The 18439-nt window shown below is 70.3% G+C and carries 19 protein-coding genes; 2 read left to right on the top strand and 17 right to left on the bottom strand.

The window, feature by feature from the left end; translation table 11 throughout:
• Positions 1-26: 26 nt before the first annotated feature.
• From DEI88_RS08305 to DEI88_RS08295, 3 genes are all read right to left on the bottom strand, one after another.
• Positions 27-374: a DUF6804 family protein gene (locus DEI88_RS08305; RefSeq protein ID WP_111013328.1), complete on the bottom strand. Its 348-nt coding sequence runs from the start codon at positions 372-374 to the stop codon at positions 27-29.
• Positions 374-1078, bottom strand: coding sequence for a GDSL-type esterase/lipase family protein (locus tag DEI88_RS08300; RefSeq protein ID WP_111025706.1), 705 nt, complete (start codon positions 1076-1078; stop codon positions 374-376). The genes DEI88_RS08305 and DEI88_RS08300 overlap by 1 nt, the downstream gene beginning before the upstream one ends.
• 64 nt (positions 1079-1142) lie before the next feature.
• Positions 1143-2678 carry an SDR family oxidoreductase gene (locus DEI88_RS08295; protein ID WP_111009039.1) on the bottom strand — a complete coding sequence of 512 codons (1536 nt, stop codon included), beginning with the start codon at positions 2676-2678 and terminating at the stop codon, positions 1143-1145.
• A 25-nt stretch (positions 2679-2703) separates the two neighbouring features.
• Between DEI88_RS08295 and deoC the strand changes: the two genes are divergently transcribed.
• Complete coding sequence (gene deoC / locus DEI88_RS08290) at positions 2704-3435, top strand: deoxyribose-phosphate aldolase (protein ID WP_258374954.1); 732 nt, start codon at positions 2704-2706, stop codon at positions 3433-3435.
• Between the two features lie 88 nt (positions 3436-3523).
• The gene (locus DEI88_RS08285; RefSeq protein ID WP_111071564.1) at positions 3524-4054 is read left to right on the top strand and encodes a hypothetical protein; all 531 of its coding nucleotides are present in this window, start codon (positions 3524-3526) and stop codon (positions 4052-4054) included.
• A gap of 15 nt (positions 4055-4069) precedes the next feature.
• Here the strand turns inward: DEI88_RS08285 and DEI88_RS08280 are convergent, their stop codons facing one another.
• The 14 genes from DEI88_RS08280 to DEI88_RS08215 form a co-directional block, all read right to left on the bottom strand.
• Entirely contained in the window at positions 4070-6340 is a 2271-nt protein-coding gene (locus tag DEI88_RS08280; protein WP_111009339.1) for a RelA/SpoT family protein, read from the bottom strand.
• Between the two features lie 210 nt (positions 6341-6550).
• Positions 6551-6913 (bottom strand): rhodanese-like domain-containing protein, encoded by a 363-nt coding sequence (locus DEI88_RS08275; RefSeq protein ID WP_111071565.1) that lies wholly within the window; start codon positions 6911-6913, stop codon positions 6551-6553.
• Between the two features lie 18 nt (positions 6914-6931).
• Positions 6932-7918, bottom strand: a complete 987-nt coding sequence (gene secF, locus DEI88_RS08270; RefSeq protein WP_111071566.1) for a protein translocase subunit SecF — start codon at positions 7916-7918, stop codon at positions 6932-6934.
• Entirely contained in the window at positions 7918-9675 is a 1758-nt protein-coding gene (gene secD / locus DEI88_RS08265; protein WP_111009034.1) for a protein translocase subunit SecD, read from the bottom strand. Before secD ends, secF begins: the two co-directional genes overlap by 1 nt.
• 107 nt (positions 9676-9782) lie before the next feature.
• Positions 9783-10217, bottom strand: a complete 435-nt coding sequence (yajC, locus tag DEI88_RS08260) for a preprotein translocase subunit YajC (RefSeq protein WP_111025594.1) — start codon at positions 10215-10217, stop codon at positions 9783-9785.
• 96 nt (positions 10218-10313) lie between these two features.
• Positions 10314-11363, bottom strand: a complete 1050-nt coding sequence (gene ruvB, locus DEI88_RS08255) for a Holliday junction branch migration DNA helicase RuvB (RefSeq protein ID WP_111009032.1) — start codon at positions 11361-11363, stop codon at positions 10314-10316.
• Positions 11360-11968 (bottom strand): Holliday junction branch migration protein RuvA, encoded by a 609-nt coding sequence (gene ruvA / locus DEI88_RS08250; RefSeq protein ID WP_111071567.1) that lies wholly within the window; start codon positions 11966-11968, stop codon positions 11360-11362. Before ruvA ends, ruvB begins: the two co-directional genes overlap by 4 nt.
• Positions 11965-12540 carry a crossover junction endodeoxyribonuclease RuvC gene (gene ruvC / locus DEI88_RS08245; RefSeq protein ID WP_111009030.1) on the bottom strand — a complete coding sequence of 192 codons (576 nt, stop codon included), beginning with the start codon at positions 12538-12540 and terminating at the stop codon, positions 11965-11967. The genes ruvA and ruvC overlap by 4 nt, the downstream gene beginning before the upstream one ends.
• Before the next feature lie 30 nt (positions 12541-12570).
• Complete coding sequence (locus tag DEI88_RS08240; protein WP_111009029.1) at positions 12571-13335, bottom strand: YebC/PmpR family DNA-binding transcriptional regulator; 765 nt, start codon at positions 13333-13335, stop codon at positions 12571-12573.
• A gap of 99 nt (positions 13336-13434) precedes the next feature.
• Positions 13435-14049 (bottom strand): pyridoxal 5'-phosphate synthase glutaminase subunit PdxT, encoded by a 615-nt coding sequence (gene pdxT / locus DEI88_RS08235; protein ID WP_111035859.1) that lies wholly within the window; start codon positions 14047-14049, stop codon positions 13435-13437.
• On the bottom strand, positions 14039-14971 hold the full coding sequence (gene pdxS / locus DEI88_RS08230) for a pyridoxal 5'-phosphate synthase lyase subunit PdxS (RefSeq protein ID WP_111009027.1): 933 nt from the start codon (positions 14969-14971) through the stop codon (positions 14039-14041). Before pdxS ends, pdxT begins: the two co-directional genes overlap by 11 nt.
• Before the next feature lie 34 nt (positions 14972-15005).
• Positions 15006-15545, bottom strand: coding sequence for an HIT family protein (locus tag DEI88_RS08225; RefSeq protein ID WP_111013400.1), 540 nt, complete (start codon positions 15543-15545; stop codon positions 15006-15008).
• Between the two features lie 59 nt (positions 15546-15604).
• Positions 15605-17572 carry a threonine--tRNA ligase gene (thrS, locus tag DEI88_RS08220; RefSeq protein WP_111071591.1) on the bottom strand — a complete coding sequence of 656 codons (1968 nt, stop codon included), beginning with the start codon at positions 17570-17572 and terminating at the stop codon, positions 15605-15607.
• Between the two features lie 184 nt (positions 17573-17756).
• Positions 17757-18290, bottom strand: a complete 534-nt coding sequence (locus DEI88_RS08215) for an adenine phosphoribosyltransferase (RefSeq protein WP_111071568.1) — start codon at positions 18288-18290, stop codon at positions 17757-17759.
• Between the last annotated feature and the right edge of the window lie 149 nt (positions 18291-18439).

Below are 18439 nucleotides of genomic sequence, written 5' to 3'. Positions count from 1 at the left end.
GGCGTGAGGGCGCGCGTGACCGTCCGTCAGGTGCGGTCGTCGGGCACCTTCACGACGATGCCCACCGCGACGAACGCCGCGGCCGCGACGATCTGGAGGGCCGCCCACAGCTGGCCGGGGATCGGCACCGTCACGACGGGGTTCCAGCACACGGCGATCGCCAGCGTGACGGCCGCGGCGACCCACGCTCGCGCCCGGAACGCGAACACGATGACGACCAGCGCCAGGAACGTCACGCCGACACGCACGAACACGAAGCCGGACGAGCCGACGAGCGCGATGCAGGCCAGGAGGCCCACCGCGGCCAGGAGGCCGGGCGCGAGAGCGGGACGTGTGAAGTCCGGTTCCGCCTGTCGGCGGGAGCCGGACGGCATCAGCGCTGGAGGTCGCGGAGGTCCGCCAGGTTGATCGGACGCGACATGGGCGGCAGGTCCCGGAGCCGCTCGAGCGCGGGGAGGAGCTCGCCCACCACGGCGCGGTAGCCGTCCTCGTTGAGGTGCAGGTCGTCCTCGGTGAACCGGGGATCGATCCGGTCGCCCTCGGCGAGTGCCGGCCACAGGTCGAGGAACTGCGCGCGGCAGGTCGCGACGAACTGCCGGAGGTGCCGGTTCGCCTCCTCGATCCGGGGTGTGAACGACGCCGCGCGGGGCAGGATCGACACGAGCAGCAGCCGGACGCCCGGCAGGTCGCGGCGCAGGTCCACCAGGATGGACTCGACGTTGCGTACCACGTGCTCCGCGGTCGCCCGGTGGTTGCCGAAGTCGTTCGTGCCGATGAGCAGCACGATGACGTCGGGCTGTGCCGCGACGACCTCGTCGAGGCGCGCGAGCACGCCGTCGGTGGTGTCCCCGTTCACCCCGAGGTTCCGCACCCGCTCCCCCGGCAGCCACGACTGCCAGTCGCCGCCTGCCGTCAGGCTGTCGCCCACGAACAGCACGAGTTCGCCGTCGTGGTCCGAGGACGACGGCCGCTGGCGTGGGGCCTGGGTGGCGGACGAGTCCGCTGCTGCTTCCCCCGCGGGAGCCTCGTGGGCTTCGTCCGCGCCGCCTTGTTCGATTCCGGTCTGCTCGTCGGTCATGACTGCCTCCTCGACGTCGTGGTCCATTCTGCCGTGGGCGGGCTTCCGGTGCGACCCGGGGACCTCATCCGGCCGCCGAGCGTTCGCTCGCGGCGGTCTCGCGGTGTGGTGTGCCGAGCGGCGCCTCGTGTGGGAGGTCCTGGCGTCCGCCGCCGCGTTCCGCACGCGCCGTGATGCGCTCGACCATGCCGGGGAAGATGATCCCGTGGAACGGGAGGATCGACCACCAGTAGAGGCGTCCGGCGAGTCCCTGCGGGAACCAGATCGCCCGCTGGTGGTACTCGGAGCCGTCCTCGGTGGGCCGCACGGACAGCTCCAGCCAGGCGCGGCCCGGGGCCTTGAACTCCGCTCGCAACCGGAGGTAACGGCCCCGGTCGAGCTCCTCGACCCGCCACCAGTCCAGGACGTCCCCGGTCTCGAGTCGATCCGGGTTCCGTCGGCCGCGGCTCAGACCGACGCCACCGGCGATGCGGTCCATCCACCCGCGCAGGGCCCAGGCGAGGGGCAGCGAGTACCAGCCGTTGTCGCCACCGATCGACTCGATGACACGCCAGACGTCCTCAGCCGAGGCCGTCGTCCGGCGCGTTCGATCGTCGACGTCCACGACGTGGCCGGCCCACTCCGGGTCGCTCGGCAGCGGGTCGCTCGGCGCGCCGTCCATGCTCGCGTTGCGCCAGCTCGTCTCGACCTCGCCCTCGCGCGTCTTCTGCAACGCGAGTCGGACGGCCGTCCGGTACGGGGTCAGGCCGCCGTCGGGATGCGGGATGAACGCGTCGATGTCGTGTTCCCGCTGCACGCACTCGTACTGCAAGGACTCGATGATCGGCTTGGCGAGGGCACGCGGGATCGGCGTCACCAGGTTGAACCAGTGGGCCGCCAGCTCGGGTGTCAGGACCGGGAGGGTCGAGATAGGTCGCTGGGGCAGGCCCGCCTCGACCGCGTACGCGTTGAGCATCTGTCCGTAGCGGAGGACGTCGGGGCCACCGATGTCGAAGGTCCGGTTGACGTCCGCCGGTAGCTCGATCGCCCGGACGAGGTAGTACAGGACGTCGCGGACGGCGATCGGCTGGATGCGGTTCCGGACCCACCGCGGCGCCGGCATCCATGGCAGCACGTCGGTGAGGTGCCGGATCATCTCGAACGAGGTGCTGCCGGACCCGATGACGACCCCCGCCTGCAGGGCGACGGTGGGGACGCCCGAGTCGAGGAGGACCTGCCCGACCTCGGCCCGGCTGCGGAGGTGCTTGCTCGTCGCGCCGTCCGGGTGCAGCCCGCCGAGGTAGACGAACCGTCGGACACCGGCGGCGCGTGCGGCCGAGGCCATCGTGCGGGCGGCACGGCGCTCGGTCTCCTCGAAGTCGCCGCGCGTCCCCATGCTGTGCGCGAGGTAGTACACGGCCTCCATGCCGTCGACGGCGCGAGCGACCGCGTCGGCGTCGGTGAGGTCGCCCTGCACCACCTCGACGCGATCCCGCCACGGCACGTCGTCGAGCTTGCGCGGGGTCCGGGCGAGGACACGGACGTCGTGGCCCGCCTCGAGCAGGCGCGGGACGAGGCGGCCGCCGATGTACCCGGTGGCTCCGGTGACGAGGAGACGCATGTCCGGGACGGTACGCTCGGATGCTGTGGAATCCGCACTGTTCCCCGCGTCCGCCGACGACGTCCGTCGTCTCATCGATCACGCGATCCTCAAGCCCGAACTCGACCGCGCCGCCGTCGACACCCAACTCGACGAGGCGGCGACCCACCGGGTCCTCAGCGTGTGCGTCCGTCCGAGTGACGTCCGACACGCCGTCGAGCGCCTCACCGGTACCGGCGTGGGAGTCGGCACCGTCATCGGGTTCCCGCACGGCACGACGACCACGAGCACCAAGACCGCGGAGGCCCGTCAGGCGATCGCCGATGGCGCGTTCGAGCTCGACATGGTGCAGCAGATCGGCGCGGCGAAGAGCGGCGACTGGGCCGCGGTCGAGGCCGATGTCCGCGCGGTGGTGGAGGTCGCGGGCGACGTCCCCGTCAAGGTGATCCTCGAGACCGCGTTCCTGACCGACGAGGAGATCGTCGCCGCCTGCCACGCGGCGGTCCGCGCGGGAGCCTCGTTCGTCAAGACGTCGACGGGCTTCGCGGGCGGCGGCGCGACCGAGGACCACATCCGCCTCATGCGGGCGACGGTCGGACCGGACGTCGGGGTGAAGGCGTCCGGCGGGGTGCGCGGTCTCGACGCCGTCATCGCCATGGTCGCTGCCGGGGCGGATCGCATCGGCACGAGCGCATCGGCACGGATCATGGACGAGTACGCCCATCGGGCTCGTACCGGTGCGGCGTCCGGCCTCGGGGACGACACCAGCTCGTACTGAGCGGCCCCAGATCGCCCGGTCGGGCGACTCCTCCACAGGGCGGGATGCACCGACGACGTCGGAGCGACGGCCGCGCCAGACTCGTCCGGTGCGCCGCATCCACACCCCTGACGACCTCGCCCTCGCGGAGCTCTGCGCCGCGCGGCTGGACGGCGAGCTCTACGAGGTCGACGCCTGCTTCGCGTCCGTCGCGCTCCCCGACGACGCCCTGACGCGGGCGAGTGCGTTCGCGTGGTCCGTGTCCGACTCGCGCATCGTCGCCGAGCGGCTCACGGCGGCGTGGATCTGGGGTGCGCGGTCACGCGCCCCCGCCGTGCTGCAGGCCTGCGCCGGCCCCGGGACGCGTGCTCGGGCCTCCCGGCCGCGGCTCCGGGTGCGCGAGACCCGGCTCACTCGGTCCGACGTCGTCGTCGTCGGTCCGGCACGTGTCACCGCCCCCCTCCGGACGGCCGTCGACCTCCTGCGCGACGGTGAGTGGTGGGAGCGGGACGACGCCGAGGCGGTGCGACGGTTGACCGCGCTCGTGCATCCGGACGCGATCCGGACCGCGCTGGCGGCGACGCGGTCCGCGCCACACTCGCGACAGGCGGTCGGCCGGCTCGAGGAGGCCCTGCGATGACCCTCCCCCGCCGGCTCAGCCCGCGCTGACCCGGTAGACGTCGTACACGGCGTCGATGCGGCGTACCGCGTTCAGCACGCGGTCGAGGTGGGTCGTGTCACCCATCTCGAACACGAACCGGGACAGTGCCAACCGCTCGGACGAGGTCGACACCGTCGCCGACAGGATGTTGACGTGGTGTTCCGAGAGCACCCGGGTGACGTCGCTGAGGAGGCCAGCGCGGTCGAGTGCCTCGATCTGGATCTGCACGAGGAACACGCTCTTCGACGACGGGGCCCACTCGACCTCGATCATCCGGTCGGGCTCCTGCATGAGCGACTGCACGTTCGAGCACGTCGCCTGGTGCACCGACACGCCCTGTCCGCGCGTGATGAACCCGACGATCTGGTCCCCGGGTACCGGGGTGCAGCACTTCGCGAGCTTCACGAGGATGTCCGGTGCGCCGCGCACGAGCACACCACTGTCGCTGTTCCGGAGCACCCGACTCGACACCCGAGCGGGGAACGTCAGCTCGGGTTCGTCGGTCTCGGTCTCGGTCTGGACGCTCGCGAGGATCTTCTCGATCACCGACTGCGTCGAGACGTGTCCCTCGCCGATGGCGGCGTACAGCGCCGAGACGTCCTCGTACCGCATGCTCGACGCGACCTCGGCGACGGTGTCCTGGCTCATGAGTCGCTGGAGCGGCAGGTTCTGCTTGCGCATCGCACGGGCGATGGCGTCGCGGCCCTGCTCGATCGCTTCCTCGCGGCGTTCCTTGGTGAACCACTGCTTGATCTTGTTGCGGGCCCGAGGACTCCGGACGAAGGCGAGCCAGTCCTGGCTCGGGCCGGAGTCGGGGTTCTTCGAGGTGAAGATCTCGACGACGTCGCCGCTCGACAGCTCGCTCTCGAGCGGCACGAGCCGACCGTTCACCTTCGCACCCATCGTGCGGTGGCCGATCTCGGTGTGCACCGCATACGCGAAGTCCACGGGCGTGGCTCCGGCGGGCAGCCCGATCACCTTGCCCTGGGGCGTGAAGACGTAGGTCTCCTTCGCACCGATCTCGTACCGCAGCGAGTCGAGGAACTCGGTCGGGTCGCTCGTCTCCGCCTGCCAGTCCGAGATGTGCGCGAGCCATGCCATGTCGGCGTCGGAGTGGCTCGTCGTGTCGACGTCGCGGCCGTTCATCCGCTGCTTGTACTTCCAGTGGGCCGCGACCCCGAACTCGGCACGGAGGTGCATCTCGTGCGTGCGGATCTGGATCTCGACCGGGCGACCCTGCGGGCCGATGACGGTCGTGTGCAACGACTGGTACAGGTTGAACTTCGGGGTCGCGATGTAGTCCTTGAAGCGTCCCGGGAGCGGGGTCCACCGCGCGTGGACCGACCCGAGCACGGCGTAGCAATCGCGGACCGTCGGCACGAGGACCCGGATGCCGACGAGGTCGTAGATCTCGTCGAACTCCCGCCCTCGCACGATCATCTTCTGGTAGATCGAGTAGTACTGCTTCGGGCGGCCCATCACGTCGCCGCGGATGCGCGCGGCCTTGAGGTCCTTCTTGACCAGGCCGATGACGTTCTGCACGAACTGTTCGCGCTTCGGGGTGCGCTCCTTGACGAGGCTGTCGATCTCGACGTACAGCTTCGGATGGAGGACCGCGAACGACAGGTCCTCGAGCTCGAGCTTGATCATCTGGATGCCGAGACGGTGCGCCAGGGGCGCGTAGATCTCGAGCGTCTCCTTGGCCTTCCGGGTCGCGGAGGCGGACTCGACGAAGCCCCATGTCCGCGCGTTGTGCAACCGGTCGGCGAGCTTGATGACGAGGACGCGGATGTCCTTCGACATCGCGACGACCATCTTGCGGACCGTCTCGGCTTGCGCGCTGTCGCCGTACTTGAGCTTGTCGAGCTTGGTGACGCCGTCGACGAGCATCGCGATCTCGTCACCGAAGTCGTCGCGGAGTTCGTCGAGTGTGTACTCGGTGTCCTCGACGGTGTCGTGGAGCAGCGCCGCCGCGATCGTGATGGACCCGATGCCGAGGTCGGCCAGGATCTGCGCGACCGCCACCGGATGGGTGATGTACGGCTCGCCTGACTTCCGGCGCTGTCCGTCGTGGGCGCGTTCGGCCACGGAGTAGGCGCGCTCGATGAGCGTCACGTCCGCCTTCGGGTGGTGCGCGCGGACCGTCCGGATGAGGGTGTCGACGGCCCCGGCCGGTTGGGCGCGCGAGAACAGTCGCGGGAGCAGGGAGCGCAACGACCCGATCGAACCGGTCGTGTTGGCACCGGTCGGGGCGCTCGACGGCATCGTCGCCGGATCGGGTCGCGCTGCGGCGCCCTCGGCCGCCGCGGATTCCCGTGTGTCGGTCATGCGTCGCCTCCGGCCCCGGCACGTCGCTCGGAGCGTCGTCCCACTGATGTCCCTCGGCCGCGGTCGCGGTCGTCCGCACGCGGACTGCCCGACACTCGTGGTGCAGGCAACGCCGGGTGCTGTGCGTTCAACACTACGCGCGCGGACTCAGGCGTCCGAACCCGGTTCGCCCACGGCGTCGTGGTGCCCGCTCGCGTCGTCAGCGGCCGTCGTGACCGCTCCCCCGGCCTGCGCCCACGCGACCATGCCACCGGCCACGCTCACGGCCGGCACACCCGACCGCTCGAGCGCGTCGGCGACCATCCCCGACCGGTGGCCGGAGTGGCAGATGATCAGTGCCGGTTCATCGTCGGCGGCGATCTCGGTACACCGCTCCTGCAGGGCCGACATCGGCAGCAGGCGCGCGACCGGAGCGTGGCCCGCGTCCCATTCGTCCTGCTCGCGGACGTCGATGAGTCGCGCTCCGCCCTCGACGCGGCGCATGGCCTCGTGGACGTCGATCTCCTGCATGCGGTCGCCTCTCGGTGGTCAGGCCGGCTGTCGTGCCGCGGCCTGCAGCTTCTTCTGGTCCGACTTGCGGATCTTCTCCTCGCCGATCCGCAGGTGTGCGTAGAGCGGCGACGCGATGAAGATCGTCGAGTAGGTGCCCACGATGATGCCGATGAACAGCGCGAGCGAGATGTCCCGCAGGGTCCCGGCGCCGAGGACGTACGACCCGATGAAGAGGATCGCCGCGACGGGCAGCAACGCGACCACCGAGGTGTTGATCGAGCGGACGAGCGTCTGGTTCACCGCGAGGTTCACCGACTGCGCGAAGGTGCGCCGCGAGCCCTCGGCGTCCTGGGCGGTGTTCTCGCGGACCTTGTCGAACACCACGACCGTGTCGTACAGGGAGTACCCGAGGATCGTCAGGAACCCGATGACCGCGGCGGGCGTGACCTCGAAGCCGACGATGCCGTACACCCCGGCCGTGATGAGCAGGTCGTGGAGCAGCGCCGCCATGGCCGAGAGCGACATCTTCCAGGTGCGGAAGTAGATGGTCATGAACGCGGCAGCGAGGATCAGGAAGATCACGAGACCGCGGATGGCCTGGTCGAGGACGTCCGCACCCCAGGTCGCACCGATGTAGGACGACGCGACCTTGGTGTCCGACACGTCGTACGCCTTGGCGAGCGCGGCAGCGACGTCGTCGTTCTGCGTGGTCGTCAGCTGCGAGGTCTGGACCCGGATCGAGTCACGGCCGAGCTGGGACACCCGCGGGACGACGTCCGGGACGACTCGCTCGACCGCAGCGGTGGCCGGGTCCTGATCGAGGGTGGACACGTCGGAGATGGTGAACTCCGACCCGCCGGTGAACTCGATGCCGAGGTGGTAGCCACCGCGGAGCCACGGCACGACGACGGAGATGACGATCGCGGCGATGGCGATCGTATACCAGAGGCGTCGGCGCCCGACGATGTCGTAGGAGCGCTTGCCGGTGTAGAGGTCGCTGCCGAACTGGCTGAAGCTGGCCATCAGGAGTCCTTCCCGTCGGTCTCAGGGCGTTCGGAGTCCGTGGTCGTCGTCGTGCCCTGCGCCTTGCGTTCGGCGATCGTCTGTCGTCGCGCGGCCTCACGTGCGCTCCGCTGGCGCTTGCCGTCCACGACGGGGGCACGGAACTGCGCGCGGCCCCGGTACACCGCACCGAGTGCGGTCGGGTCGAGCCCGCTGAAGCGGTGTCCCTCGTTGAAGAACCGGGTGCGCGCGATGAGCCGGAGCATCGGGTGGGTGAACAGCGTCACGACGATGATGTCGATGATCGTCGTGAGCAGCAGGGTCAGCGCGAAGCCCTTCACGTCGCTCACCGCGAGGATGTAGAGGGTCACGGCCGCGAGGAAGTTGACCGAGTCGGACGCCAGGATCGTGCGGAAGGCACGGCGCCACCCCGCCTCGACCGCGCTCTCGAGCGCGCGGCCCTCGCGGAGTTCATCGCGGATGCGTTCGAAGTAGACGATGAACGAGTCGGCCGTGATGCCGATCGCGACGATGAGGCCTGCCACGCCGGCCAGGGACAACCGGTAGTCGATGCGCCACGACATGATCGCGATGACGAGGTAGGTGATCGCGGCGGACACCGCGAGCGACAGGACGGTCACGAACGCGAGCGCCCGGTACTGCACCACGGAGTAGATGACGACGAGGAGCAGACCGATGAGACCGGCGATCAGACCGCCGATGAGCTGCGCCGAACCGAGGGTCGCCGAGATGACCTCGTTGCTCTGCACGGTGAAGTTGATCGGCAGGGCACCGAACTTGAGCTGGTCGGCGAGCGTCTTGGCGGAGTCCGCGGTGAACGACCCCGTGATCTGCGCCTTGCCGTTGGTGATCGCGCTGTTCGTGGCGGGCGCGGTGATCACCGTGCCGTCGAGGACGATGGCGAACTGGTTCCGCGGCGCCGTGAGCGAGACGAGGCGCGAGGTGACCGCGCGGAAGTCCTTGGTGCCCTGGCCGTTGAAACTGAGGTTGACGGCCCACTCGCCGGTGGACACGCCCTGCGAGTTCGTGGCGATGCCGGACGTCGCGTTGCTGATGTCGGCGCCCACGACCTCGACCGGGCCGAGGATGTACTTGCTGGCGCCGTCCTGGTCACACGTGACGAGCGGCTTCGAGTCGGGGGCGGAGGTGACGTCGTCCGGCGCGTTGCAGTCGTAGTTCTCGTACAGGTCCTGGAGGCGCGCGCTCACCCAGTTCGGGTCGCTCGCGTTCGTCGGCTTCGCCGTGGGCGTGGCCTCGAGCGACGCGGGCGGGCTGTACGGCGTCGGTGAGGCCGTACCGTTCTTGCCCTTCCCGCCGACCGAGGTGTTCGTCGCCGCGGTCGTGTACAGGACGGGGCGGAAGGTCAGCTTCGCGGCTGCCTCGATCCGCTGGATGGTCTGCTTGTCGGGCCGGCCGGGGATCGACACGACGATGTTGTTCGAGCCCTGCGTGTTGATCTCGGACTCGGACACTCCCGAGGCGTCGATGCGCTCACGGATGATCTCGACCGCCTGCTGCAGCTGCTGCGCGTTGACGTCGTTGCCACCCGTTTGCTTGGCGGCGAGCGTGATCTGCGTGCCGCCCTGGAGGTCGAGCGCCAGTTCCGGCACCCAGCTCGCCGAGTCCCACCATCCGGAGGTCTTCGCGCTGTTGGCCAGGATGGTCGCCGTCCCGTTGAGCGCCGAGAGCGCGGCGATGATGATGACCAACCAGGTGAGCGAGCGAAGCGCCTTCTTGACCGGTGTCGTTCGTGCCACCTGTGCGTCTCTGCTTTCTGTACGGACTGCGCAGCCGATCGGCTACCGGGTGCGGAGGAGTCGCCCTCGGGCGGGCCGATCGGGGTCGGCCGGGCGGTGGGTCGGGGTCAGCGGTCGTCGCGCTTGGCGTCCGGGTCGACCACGCCGGTGGTGTCGCTGCCGAGACGTTCGCCGAATTCCGGCTCGCCCGTGGTCTCGACCGGGGCGATCACCGGCCGGGGTTCCTCGTCGCCCGTGGCCGTGGTGCCCACGACCGCGGTGGCGGCGTCGTCGCCGTTGTCGTCGACGACCCTCGACAGGGTCTGGCGGTGGACGGTGACGATCGTGCCGGGCGCGATCTCGACGTCGGCCGTGACCTTCTCGTCGTTCACGGACACGATGGTGCCGTAGAGCCCGAACGACAGCATGACGCGCGCGCCCGGGACCATCTTGGTGGTCATCGTCTCCTGCTGCTGCTTCCGCTTCCGGCTGTTGCGGAACATGAGGAACACGAGCCCCAACGCGAGGACCAGCATGACGATGGTGGTCGGACTAGACTGCATGGGATGGGCCTTCCGGGGGGGTGCTCGAATCGGGCGGGGGTAGTCTAGGGCACCGCGCTGGGAGCATCGTCCCGCCCCGCGTCGCCGCTCGGAGCGTCAGTCGCGCTCGAACAGTTCTGGCTGTGCCGTGGGAGCGGAGCCCTGCTGGGCGGCGCCGCCGGGTGTGAGTCCGAAGTGCCGCCACGCCGTCGGCGTCGCGATCCGGCCGCGGGGCGTCCGGGTCACGAGCCCGACGCGCACGAGGAACGGTTCGACGACCGACTCGATGGTCTCGCTCTCTTCGCCCACCGACACGGCGAGCGTGTTGAGACCGACCGGACCGCCGTCGAACCGCGTGAGCATGGTCTCGACGACCGCGCGGTCGAGGCGGTCGAGACCGAGCTCGTCGACGTCGTACAGGTCGAGTGCGCCACGGACGGCATCGATGCCGCTGACGGGCGCGTGCACGAGGGCGTAGTCGCGGACGCGACGCAGCAAGCGGTTCGCGATGCGGGGTGTCCCCCGGGACCGTCCGGCGATCTCGCGGAGGGCGGACCGGTCGATGGCGAGGTCGAGCAGCCCCGCGGCGCGGACGAGGACCTGCTCGAGCTCGTCCTGTTCGTAGAACTCGAGGTGGGCCGTGAACCCGAAGCGATCGCGGAGCGGGTTCGGCAGCAGCCCGGCCCGCGTGGTCGCCCCGACGAGGGTGAACGGGGCGAGGTCGAGCGGGATGCTCGTCGCGCCCGCGCCCTTGCCGACCATGATGTCGATGCGGAAGTCCTCCATCGCGAGGTAGAGCATCTCCTCCGCGGAGCGCGCCATGCGGTGGATCTCGTCGATGAACAGGACCTCGCCCGGCACGAGTGAGGACAGGACGGCGGCGAGATCGCCGGCGTGCTGGATGGCCGGGCCGCTCGACATCCGCAACGGTCGCCCCGACTCGTGCGCGACGATCATCGCGAGCGTCGTCTTGCCGAGCCCGGGAGGCCCGGCCAGCAGGATGTGGTCCGGCGTGCGCTCCTGCATCGCCGCGGCCGTGAGCAGGAGCTCGAGCTGCCCGCGCACCTTGCGCTGGCCGACGAACTCCGCCAGGGACCGCGGCCGCATGGCTCCCTCGAAGGCGAGCTCGGCCTCGGACTCGGGTGCGGAGGACGTGATCCCGCTCATCGCGCCGCACCCGACGGCCGGAGCGTGCCGAGCGCGGCACGGAGCAACGCCTGCGTGCCCATCGCTGCGACACCGGGCTCGTTCGCGATCGTCTCGTCGACGGCGGTGCGCGCAGCGTCCTCGCGCCAACCGAGGCCGACCAGGGCGATGACGACGTCCTCCGATGCTGGGTGCGGAGCCGCGGGCGAGGGGGTGGCCTCGTGCACGGCGGTGAGCTTGCCGGCGAGGGCCACCGTGATGAGCTTGGCCGTCTTCGGGCCGATGCCGCTCACCTTGCGGAAGGCCGTGTCGTCGTCATCGGTGACCGCGCGCGCCACCTGCGCGGGCGTCATCGTCGCGAGCACCCCCATCGCGGACTTCGGCCCGACGCCGGAGACGCCGCGGAGCAGGTCGAACACCTGCAGCGCCTCGGCGGTCTCGAACCCGTACAGCGACATGTCGTCCTCGCGGACGACGAGCACGGTCCACAGGAAGACCTCGGCCCCGTGTCGGACGGCCAACGCGTGCTGCGGGGTCACGGTCACGCCGTACCCGACGCCACCGACCTCGACCACCATGCGGGAGCCCGCCGTGTCGATGCAGGTGCCTCGGAGACTCGCGATCATCCTCCGAGCCTACGAGACACCACCGACCGCTCGGCCTCTCGCCACGCCCGCTGGGCCGGCGTGAGCGTGACGGCCCGCGCACCGGCCTCGGTCGGTGCGCCGACCCTCCAGGCGTGGCAGATCGCGAGTGCGAGCGCGTCCGATGCGTCGGCGGGCTTCGGGGCCTCGGCCAGTCCGAGCACCCGCGCCACCATCGTCGCCACCTGCTTCTTGTCGGCGTTGCCGTAGCCGCTGATCGCCGCCTTGACCTCGGAGGGGGTGTGCAACGTGACGGGGATCGACCGCGACGCCGCTGCGTGGAGTGCGAGTCCTGCCGCCTGGGCGGTGCCCATGACCGTGCGCACGTTCGCCTGGGCGAAGACTCGCTCGACGGCCACGGCATCGGGCCGGAACTCGTCCATCGCGGCACCGACGCCCGCGGCGATGCGGACCAACCGCTGCTCGAGCGCCATGTCCGACGGTGTGCGGACCACCGTGACGTGCACGAGACGGGCCCGACGGTCGGCCGCGACCTCCACGACGCCGACGCCACACCGGGTCAGGCCCGGGTCGACGCCGAGGACGCGGATCACGGACGGGGCCGGTCGGACCCGGTCACGGGACTAGTCCTCGTCCTCGTCGAGCTCGGCCTGCACCTCGGCCGGGATCGCGAAGTTCGCGTAGACGTTCTGCACGTCGTCGCTGTCCTCGAGGGCGTCGATGAGCTTGAACACCTTGCGGGCCGTCTCGGCGTCGACGTCGATGCGGAGCCCGGGGACGAACTCGGCGTCGGCGGCGTCGTAGTCGATCCCGGCGTCCTGCAGGGCCGTCCGCGCGGCGACGAGGTCCGAGGCCTCGGTGATGATCTCGAACCCGCCACCCTGGTCGGTGACCTCCTCGACACCGGCGTCGAGCACGGCACCGAGGACGTCGTCCTCGGTGAGGCCGTCGGTCTTGGTGACCGAGATGACGCCCTTGCGCGCGAAGTTGTAGGCCACGCTGCCCGGGTCGGCCATGGTGCCGCCGTTGCGCGTCATCGCGGTCCGGACCTCGGCCGCGGCGCGGTTCCTGTTCTCCGTGAGGCACTCGATCAGCATCGCGACGCCGTTCGGGCCGTAGCCCTCGTACATGATCGTCTGGTAGTCGATCGACTCACCGGTGAGGCCGGCGCCGCGCTTGATCGCGCGGTCGATGTTGTCGTTCGGGACGGAGGTCTTCTTCGCCTTCTGCACGGCGTCGACCAGCGTCGGATTGCCCGAGAGGTCCGCACCGCCCATCTTGGCGGCGACCTCGATGTTCTTGATGAGCTTCGCGAAGGACTTCGCACGGCGCTGGTCGATGACCGCCTTCTTGTGCTTGGTCGTTGCCCACTTGGAATGCCCGGACACGGTTCTCCTCGATCGGTTCTGGTGATCCCGGTCATCGTACAGGCCGGGAGGGACGGGACGGGTGGAGCCGCGCCTCCCCGCTGGCGCGCGCCGACCGGGTCAGGCGTCGGCGACGAGCTGGAGGAAGCGGCGGTGGAAGCGGTCCTCGCCGCTGACCTCGGGGTGGAACGCCGAGGCGATGACGTTGCCCTGCTGCACTGCGATCGGTCGGCCGTCGGGCAGGGCGCCGATGACCTGCACGTCGGGACCGTGGTCCTCGACCACCGGGGCACGGATGAACACGGCGTGCACCGGGGCCTCGCCGAGGTCCGGCATCGGGATGTCGATCTCGAACGAGTCGTTCTGGTTGCCGAACGCGTTGCGGCGGACCGTCGTGTCGAGCACGTCGAGCGTCTGCTGCCCGTCGATGCCGTCCTGGATGCGCGACGACAGCATGATCATCCCGGCGCAGGTGCCGTACGTCGGCAGGCCCTCGTGGATGGCCTGGGACAACGGCTCGGCGAGACCGAACGACCGCGCCAGTTTGTCCATCACGCTGGACTCGCCCCCCGGGATCACGACGCCCTGGAGGCTCGCGAGTTCCTCCGGGCGACGGAGCGGCACGACCTCGGCACCGAGCGCCGTCAGCGACGCGATGTGCTCCCGGAAGTCGCCCTGGAGTGCGAGGACCCCGATCCGGGGCCGGACGCTCCCGACGACGGGGCTACCAGCCACGCTCGGCGAGGCGGTGCGGCGCGGGGACGTCGGCCACGTTGATGCCGACCATCGCCTCGCCCAGACCGCGGGAGACCTCGGCGATGACCTTCGGGTCGTCGTGGAACGTGACGGCCTTGACGATCGCCGCGGCGCGCTTCGCCGGGTCGCCGGACTTGAAGATGCCCGAGCCGACGAACACGCCGTCCGCGCCGAGCTGCATCATCATCGCCGCGTCCGCCGGGGTGGCCACGCCGCCCGCGGTGAACAGCACGACGGGCAGCGCACCCGTCCGGGCGACCTCCTTGACGACGTCGTACGGAGCCTGCAGCTCCTTGGCGGCGACGTAGAGCTCGTCGTCCTTGAGGTTGCGGAGCGCGGCGATCTCCTTCGAGATCGTGCGGATGTGCCGCGTCGCCTCGGAGACGTCGCCCGTGCCGGCCTCGCCCTTGGAGCGGATCATCGCCGCACCCTCGGTGATGCGACGGAGGGCCTCACCGAGGTTCGTCGCGCCGCACACGAAGGGCGTGGTGAAGTCCCACTTGTCGATGTGGTTGACGTAGTCCGCCGGCGAGAGGACCTCGGACTCGTCGATGTAGTCGACACCGAGCTCCTGCAGCACCTGGGCCTCGACGAAGTGGCCGATGCGTGCCTTCGCCATGACGGGGATCGACACGGCGGCGATGATGTCCTCGATCATCGACGGGTCGGACATGCGGGCGACGCCGCCCTGGGCCCGGATGTCGGCGGGGACACGCTCGAGCGCCATGACCGCCGTCGCGCCGGCGTCCTCGGCGATGCGCGCCTGCTCTGCGTCGATGACGTCCATGATGACGCCGCCCTTGAGCATCTCGGCGAGGCCGCGCTTGACGCGCGAGGAACCGGTGATCGAGGTGCCGGGGGTCGAGGCGGGATCGGTGGTCGATGCGGTGCTGTCGCTCATGATCCACCCAGTCTAGTTGCCCGGCGGAGCGTGATCACGCTGGGCGAACACGCGACTCGTGCGGCCACGCCTCGGCCACCAGGCGCCGGGTCTCGCCGAGGAGCTGGGTGATCGCCTTCGTCCGCGCGATGATCGGGAAGAAGTTCGAGTCGGACGCCCAGCGCGGCACGATGTGCTGATGCAGGTGCGCCGCGACGCCCGCGCCGGCGATCTCGCCCTGGTTCATGCCGATGTTGAAGCCGTCGCAGTGCGCCACGGTCCGGAGCACGCCCATCGCGGTGCGCGTGAGGGCGGTCATCTCGGCGGCTTCCTCGTCGGTCGCCTCGTCGTACAGGGGCACGTGGCGGTAGGGGCAGACGAGCAGGTGGCCGTTGTTGTACGGGTAGAGGTTGAGCAGCACGAATGCCGTCCGGCCGCGGGCCACGATGAGGGCGTCCTCGTCCGGCAGGGTCGGCGCGACGCAGAACGGACAGTCGTCCTTCTGGCCACGCCCCTCCCCCGCGCGTCCCTGCTCGATGTACACCGCGCGGTGCGGCGTCCAGAGGCGCTGGAACGCGTCGGGCACGGCGGCCATGTCCGCGGAGGAGCGGATGACGAAGGGGTCGCCCTCCGTTCCCGGGGTCTCCGCCACGGTCAGACCTGAGCCCGTTCGCGGATGGCCGTCGTGATGCGATCCACGGCCTCTTCGATCGGCACGCCGTTGTGCTGGCTGCCGTCGCGGAACCGGAAGCTCACGGCGCCCTGCTGCCGGTCCTCGTCGCCCGCGATGAGCATGAACGGGACCTTCTGCTTGGTGTGGGTGCGGATCTTCTTCTGCATGCGGTCGTCAGAGTGGTCGACCTCGGCGCGCACGCCCTGCTCGCGGAGCCGCGTGACGACCTCGTCGAGGTAGTCGCCGTACTCCTCGGCCACCGGGATCCCGACGACCTGCACCGGTGCGAGCCACGCGGGGAAGGCACCCGCGTAGTGCTCGGTGAGGACGCCGAAGAACCGCTCGATCGACCCGAAGAGCGCGCGGTGGATCATCACCGGACGCTGACGCGAGCCGTCCGCGGCGGTGTACTCGAGGCCGAAACGCTCGGGCAGGTTGAAGTCGAGCTGCACCGTCGACATCTGCCAGGTGCGGCCGATCGCATCACGGGCCTGGACCGAGATCTTCGGACCGTAGAACGCCGCTCCGCCCGGGTCCGGCACGAGCTCGAGACCGGAATCGGCGGCGACCTCCGCCAGCGTGCTCGTGGCTTCCTCCCAGACCTCGTCGGAGCCGACGTACTTGTCCGGGTCCTTCGTGGAGAGCTCGAGGTAGAAGTCGGTGAGGCCGTAGTCGCGGAGCAGCGACAGCACGAAGTTCAGCGTGCGGGTGAGCTCGTCCTTCATCTGCTCGCGCGTCGTGAAGATGTGGGCGTCGTCCATCGTGAGACCACGGACACGGGTCAGGCCGTGGATGACACCGGACTTCTCGTTCCGGTACACGGTCCCGAACTCGAACAACCGGAGCGGGAGGTCGCGGTAGGACCGGGCCTGCGAGCGGTACACGAGGATGTGCATCGGGCAGTTCATCGGCTTGAGGTAGTAATCGGCGCCCTGCCGGGTGATCTCGCCCTCGTCGTTCCGTGCCTCGTCGAGGTGCATCGGCGGGAACATGCCGTCCTTGTACCACCCGAGGTGGCCGGACTGTTCGAAGAGGTCGCCCTTCGTGATGTGCGGCGTGTTGACGAAGGAGTAGCCCTCGGCCTCGTGGCGGCGCCGCGAGTAGTCCTCCATCTCGCGGCGGATGATCCCGCCCTTGGGGTGGAAGATCGCGAGGCCCGAGCCGATCTCGTCCGGGAACGAGAACAGGTCGAGCTCGGCCCCGAGCTTGCGGTGGTCGCGCTTGGCGGCTTCCTCGAGGCGCTCGAGGTACGCGCGGAGCTGGTCCTTGTCGGGCCATGCGGTGCCGTAGATCCGCTGGAGCTGCGGGTTCTTCTCGGAGCCACGCCAGTAGGCCGCAGCCACCCGCATGAGCTTCGCGGCGTTGCCGATGACCCGGGTCGTGGGCAGGTGCGGCCCGCGGCAGAGGTCCTGCCAGACGACCTCGCCGGACTTCGGGTCCACGTTCTCGTAGACGGTGAGTTCGCCGGCACCGACCTCGACGCTCTCGCCGGCGTCACCCTCGCTCGCCGCGCCCTTGAGGCCGATCAGCTCCTGCTTGTACGGCTCCCCCGCCATGAGCTCACGCGCCTCGTCGTCGCTCACCACGCGACGGACGAACCGCTGGCCCTGCCGGATGATGCGGTCCATGCCCTTCTCGATGGCCTTGAGGTCCTCGGGCGTGAACGGCTCGGCCACGTCGAAGTCGTAGTAGAAGCCGTCGGTGACGGGCGGTCCGATGCCGAGCTTCGCCTCGGGGTTGATCGCCTGCACGGCCTGCGCGAGCACGTGCGCGGTCGAGTGCCGGAGGATGTCGAGGCCGTCCTGCTCAGCGAGGGTCACGGGCTCGACGACCGCCCCGGCGGAGACCTCGGCCGCGAGGTCACGGAGCACACCGTCGACCCGGATCGCCACGACCGACCGCTCGCCCGCGAACAGCTCGGTCCCGGTCGTCGTGGTCGTCGCCGTCACGGTCGCGGGTGCCGGCGGCACGTCGGGCTGGTCGGCGGCGGGGACGACTGACTCGGTCACGGTGGTGGGGCTCCCTCGTTCGGTGGTGCACCAACACTAGTCGGCCGGGAGGCCCGCACCGCCCCGTCGACGACCCCGGCCCGCACCGTGGCGGGAGTGCTCGCTGCGCAGCGCGCGCGAGGCGTCAGGCGGGCGCGGCCCCGAGGGTGTGCACCGGCAGTCGACCCTCGAGACGAGCCCGGCCCCCGAGGCCGTCGAGTTCGAGGAGCGCTGCGAACCCGACCGCGTGGTACCCGGCACGTTCGAGCAGCGTGATGGTCGCCTCGGCGGTACCACCCGTCGCGAGGACGTCGTCGACCACGAGGACGCGCGTGCCCTCGGGCAGTTGTCCGGGGCGCAGCTCCACCGCGGCCTCGCCGTACTCGAGCGCGTACTGCTCGCTGAGGACCTCGCCGGGGAGCTTCCCCGCCTTGCGGACGGTGAGCACACCCCGGCCCCGCTGGACGGCGATCCCCCCGGCCAACGCGAACCCGCGCGCCTCGATGCCCGCCACCGCCTCGACGTCCGTGAACGGCTCGGCGAGTGCGCCACAGACGGTCGAGAACGCGACGGGATCGGCGAACACCGGGGTGACGTCGCGGAAGAGGATCCCCGGCTTCGGGAAGTCCGGCACCACGGCGGTGAGTCGTTCGACGAGGGACGCGGCGTGCTCGGTCATGCCCCAACCGTACGGGGACGGCGCTGGCCGACGTGCCGTCGGTACCGGCGCGCGACGGGGTACGCCGTGCGCCGATCCGGACCGCCCACCGGGGTACAGGCCGTCCTGCTGGCCGGCGAGGAGCACACGGCGTGGCGGTTGGCAAGCCC

Origin of the sequence: Curtobacterium sp. MCBD17_003, from assembly GCF_003234885.2 — a bacterium.
In the GTDB taxonomy this organism is placed as follows: domain Bacteria; phylum Actinomycetota; class Actinomycetes; order Actinomycetales; family Microbacteriaceae; genus Curtobacterium.
The sequence above is the reverse complement of the archived record's forward strand: the minus strand, read 5'-3'. Positions and strand labels throughout refer to the sequence as shown.

Coding starts and splice junctions, on each gene's coding strand:
- DEI88_RS08275 (WP_111071565.1), bottom strand. CDS start 6,913: ATGCAGGAGATCGACGTCCACGAGGCCATGCGCCGCGTCGAGGGCGGA.
- ruvA (WP_111071567.1), bottom strand. CDS start 11,968: ATGATCGCGAGTCTCCGAGGCACCTGCATCGACACGGCGGGCTCCCGC.
- yajC (WP_111025594.1), bottom strand. CDS start 10,217: ATGCAGTCTAGTCCGACCACCATCGTCATGCTGGTCCTCGCGTTGGGG.
- ruvB (WP_111009032.1), bottom strand. CDS start 11,363: ATGAGCGGGATCACGTCCTCCGCACCCGAGTCCGAGGCCGAGCTCGCC.
- pdxS (WP_111009027.1), bottom strand. CDS start 14,971: ATGAGCGACAGCACCGCATCGACCACCGATCCCGCCTCGACCCCCGGC.
- DEI88_RS08280 (WP_111009339.1), bottom strand. CDS start 6,340: ATGCCGTCGAGCGCCCCGACCGGTGCCAACACGACCGGTTCGATCGGG.
- DEI88_RS08305 (WP_111013328.1), bottom strand. CDS start 374: ATGCCGTCCGGCTCCCGCCGACAGGCGGAACCGGACTTCACACGTCCC.
- DEI88_RS08300 (WP_111025706.1), bottom strand. CDS start 1,078: ATGACCGACGAGCAGACCGGAATCGAACAAGGCGGCGCGGACGAAGCC.
- DEI88_RS08225 (WP_111013400.1), bottom strand. CDS start 15,545: ATGGCCGCCGTGCCCGACGCGTTCCAGCGCCTCTGGACGCCGCACCGC.
- DEI88_RS08215 (WP_111071568.1), bottom strand. CDS start 18,290: ATGACCGAGCACGCCGCGTCCCTCGTCGAACGACTCACCGCCGTGGTG.
- DEI88_RS08295 (WP_111009039.1), bottom strand. CDS start 2,678: ATGCGTCTCCTCGTCACCGGAGCCACCGGGTACATCGGCGGCCGCCTC.
- secF (WP_111071566.1), bottom strand. CDS start 7,918: ATGGCCAGCTTCAGCCAGTTCGGCAGCGACCTCTACACCGGCAAGCGC.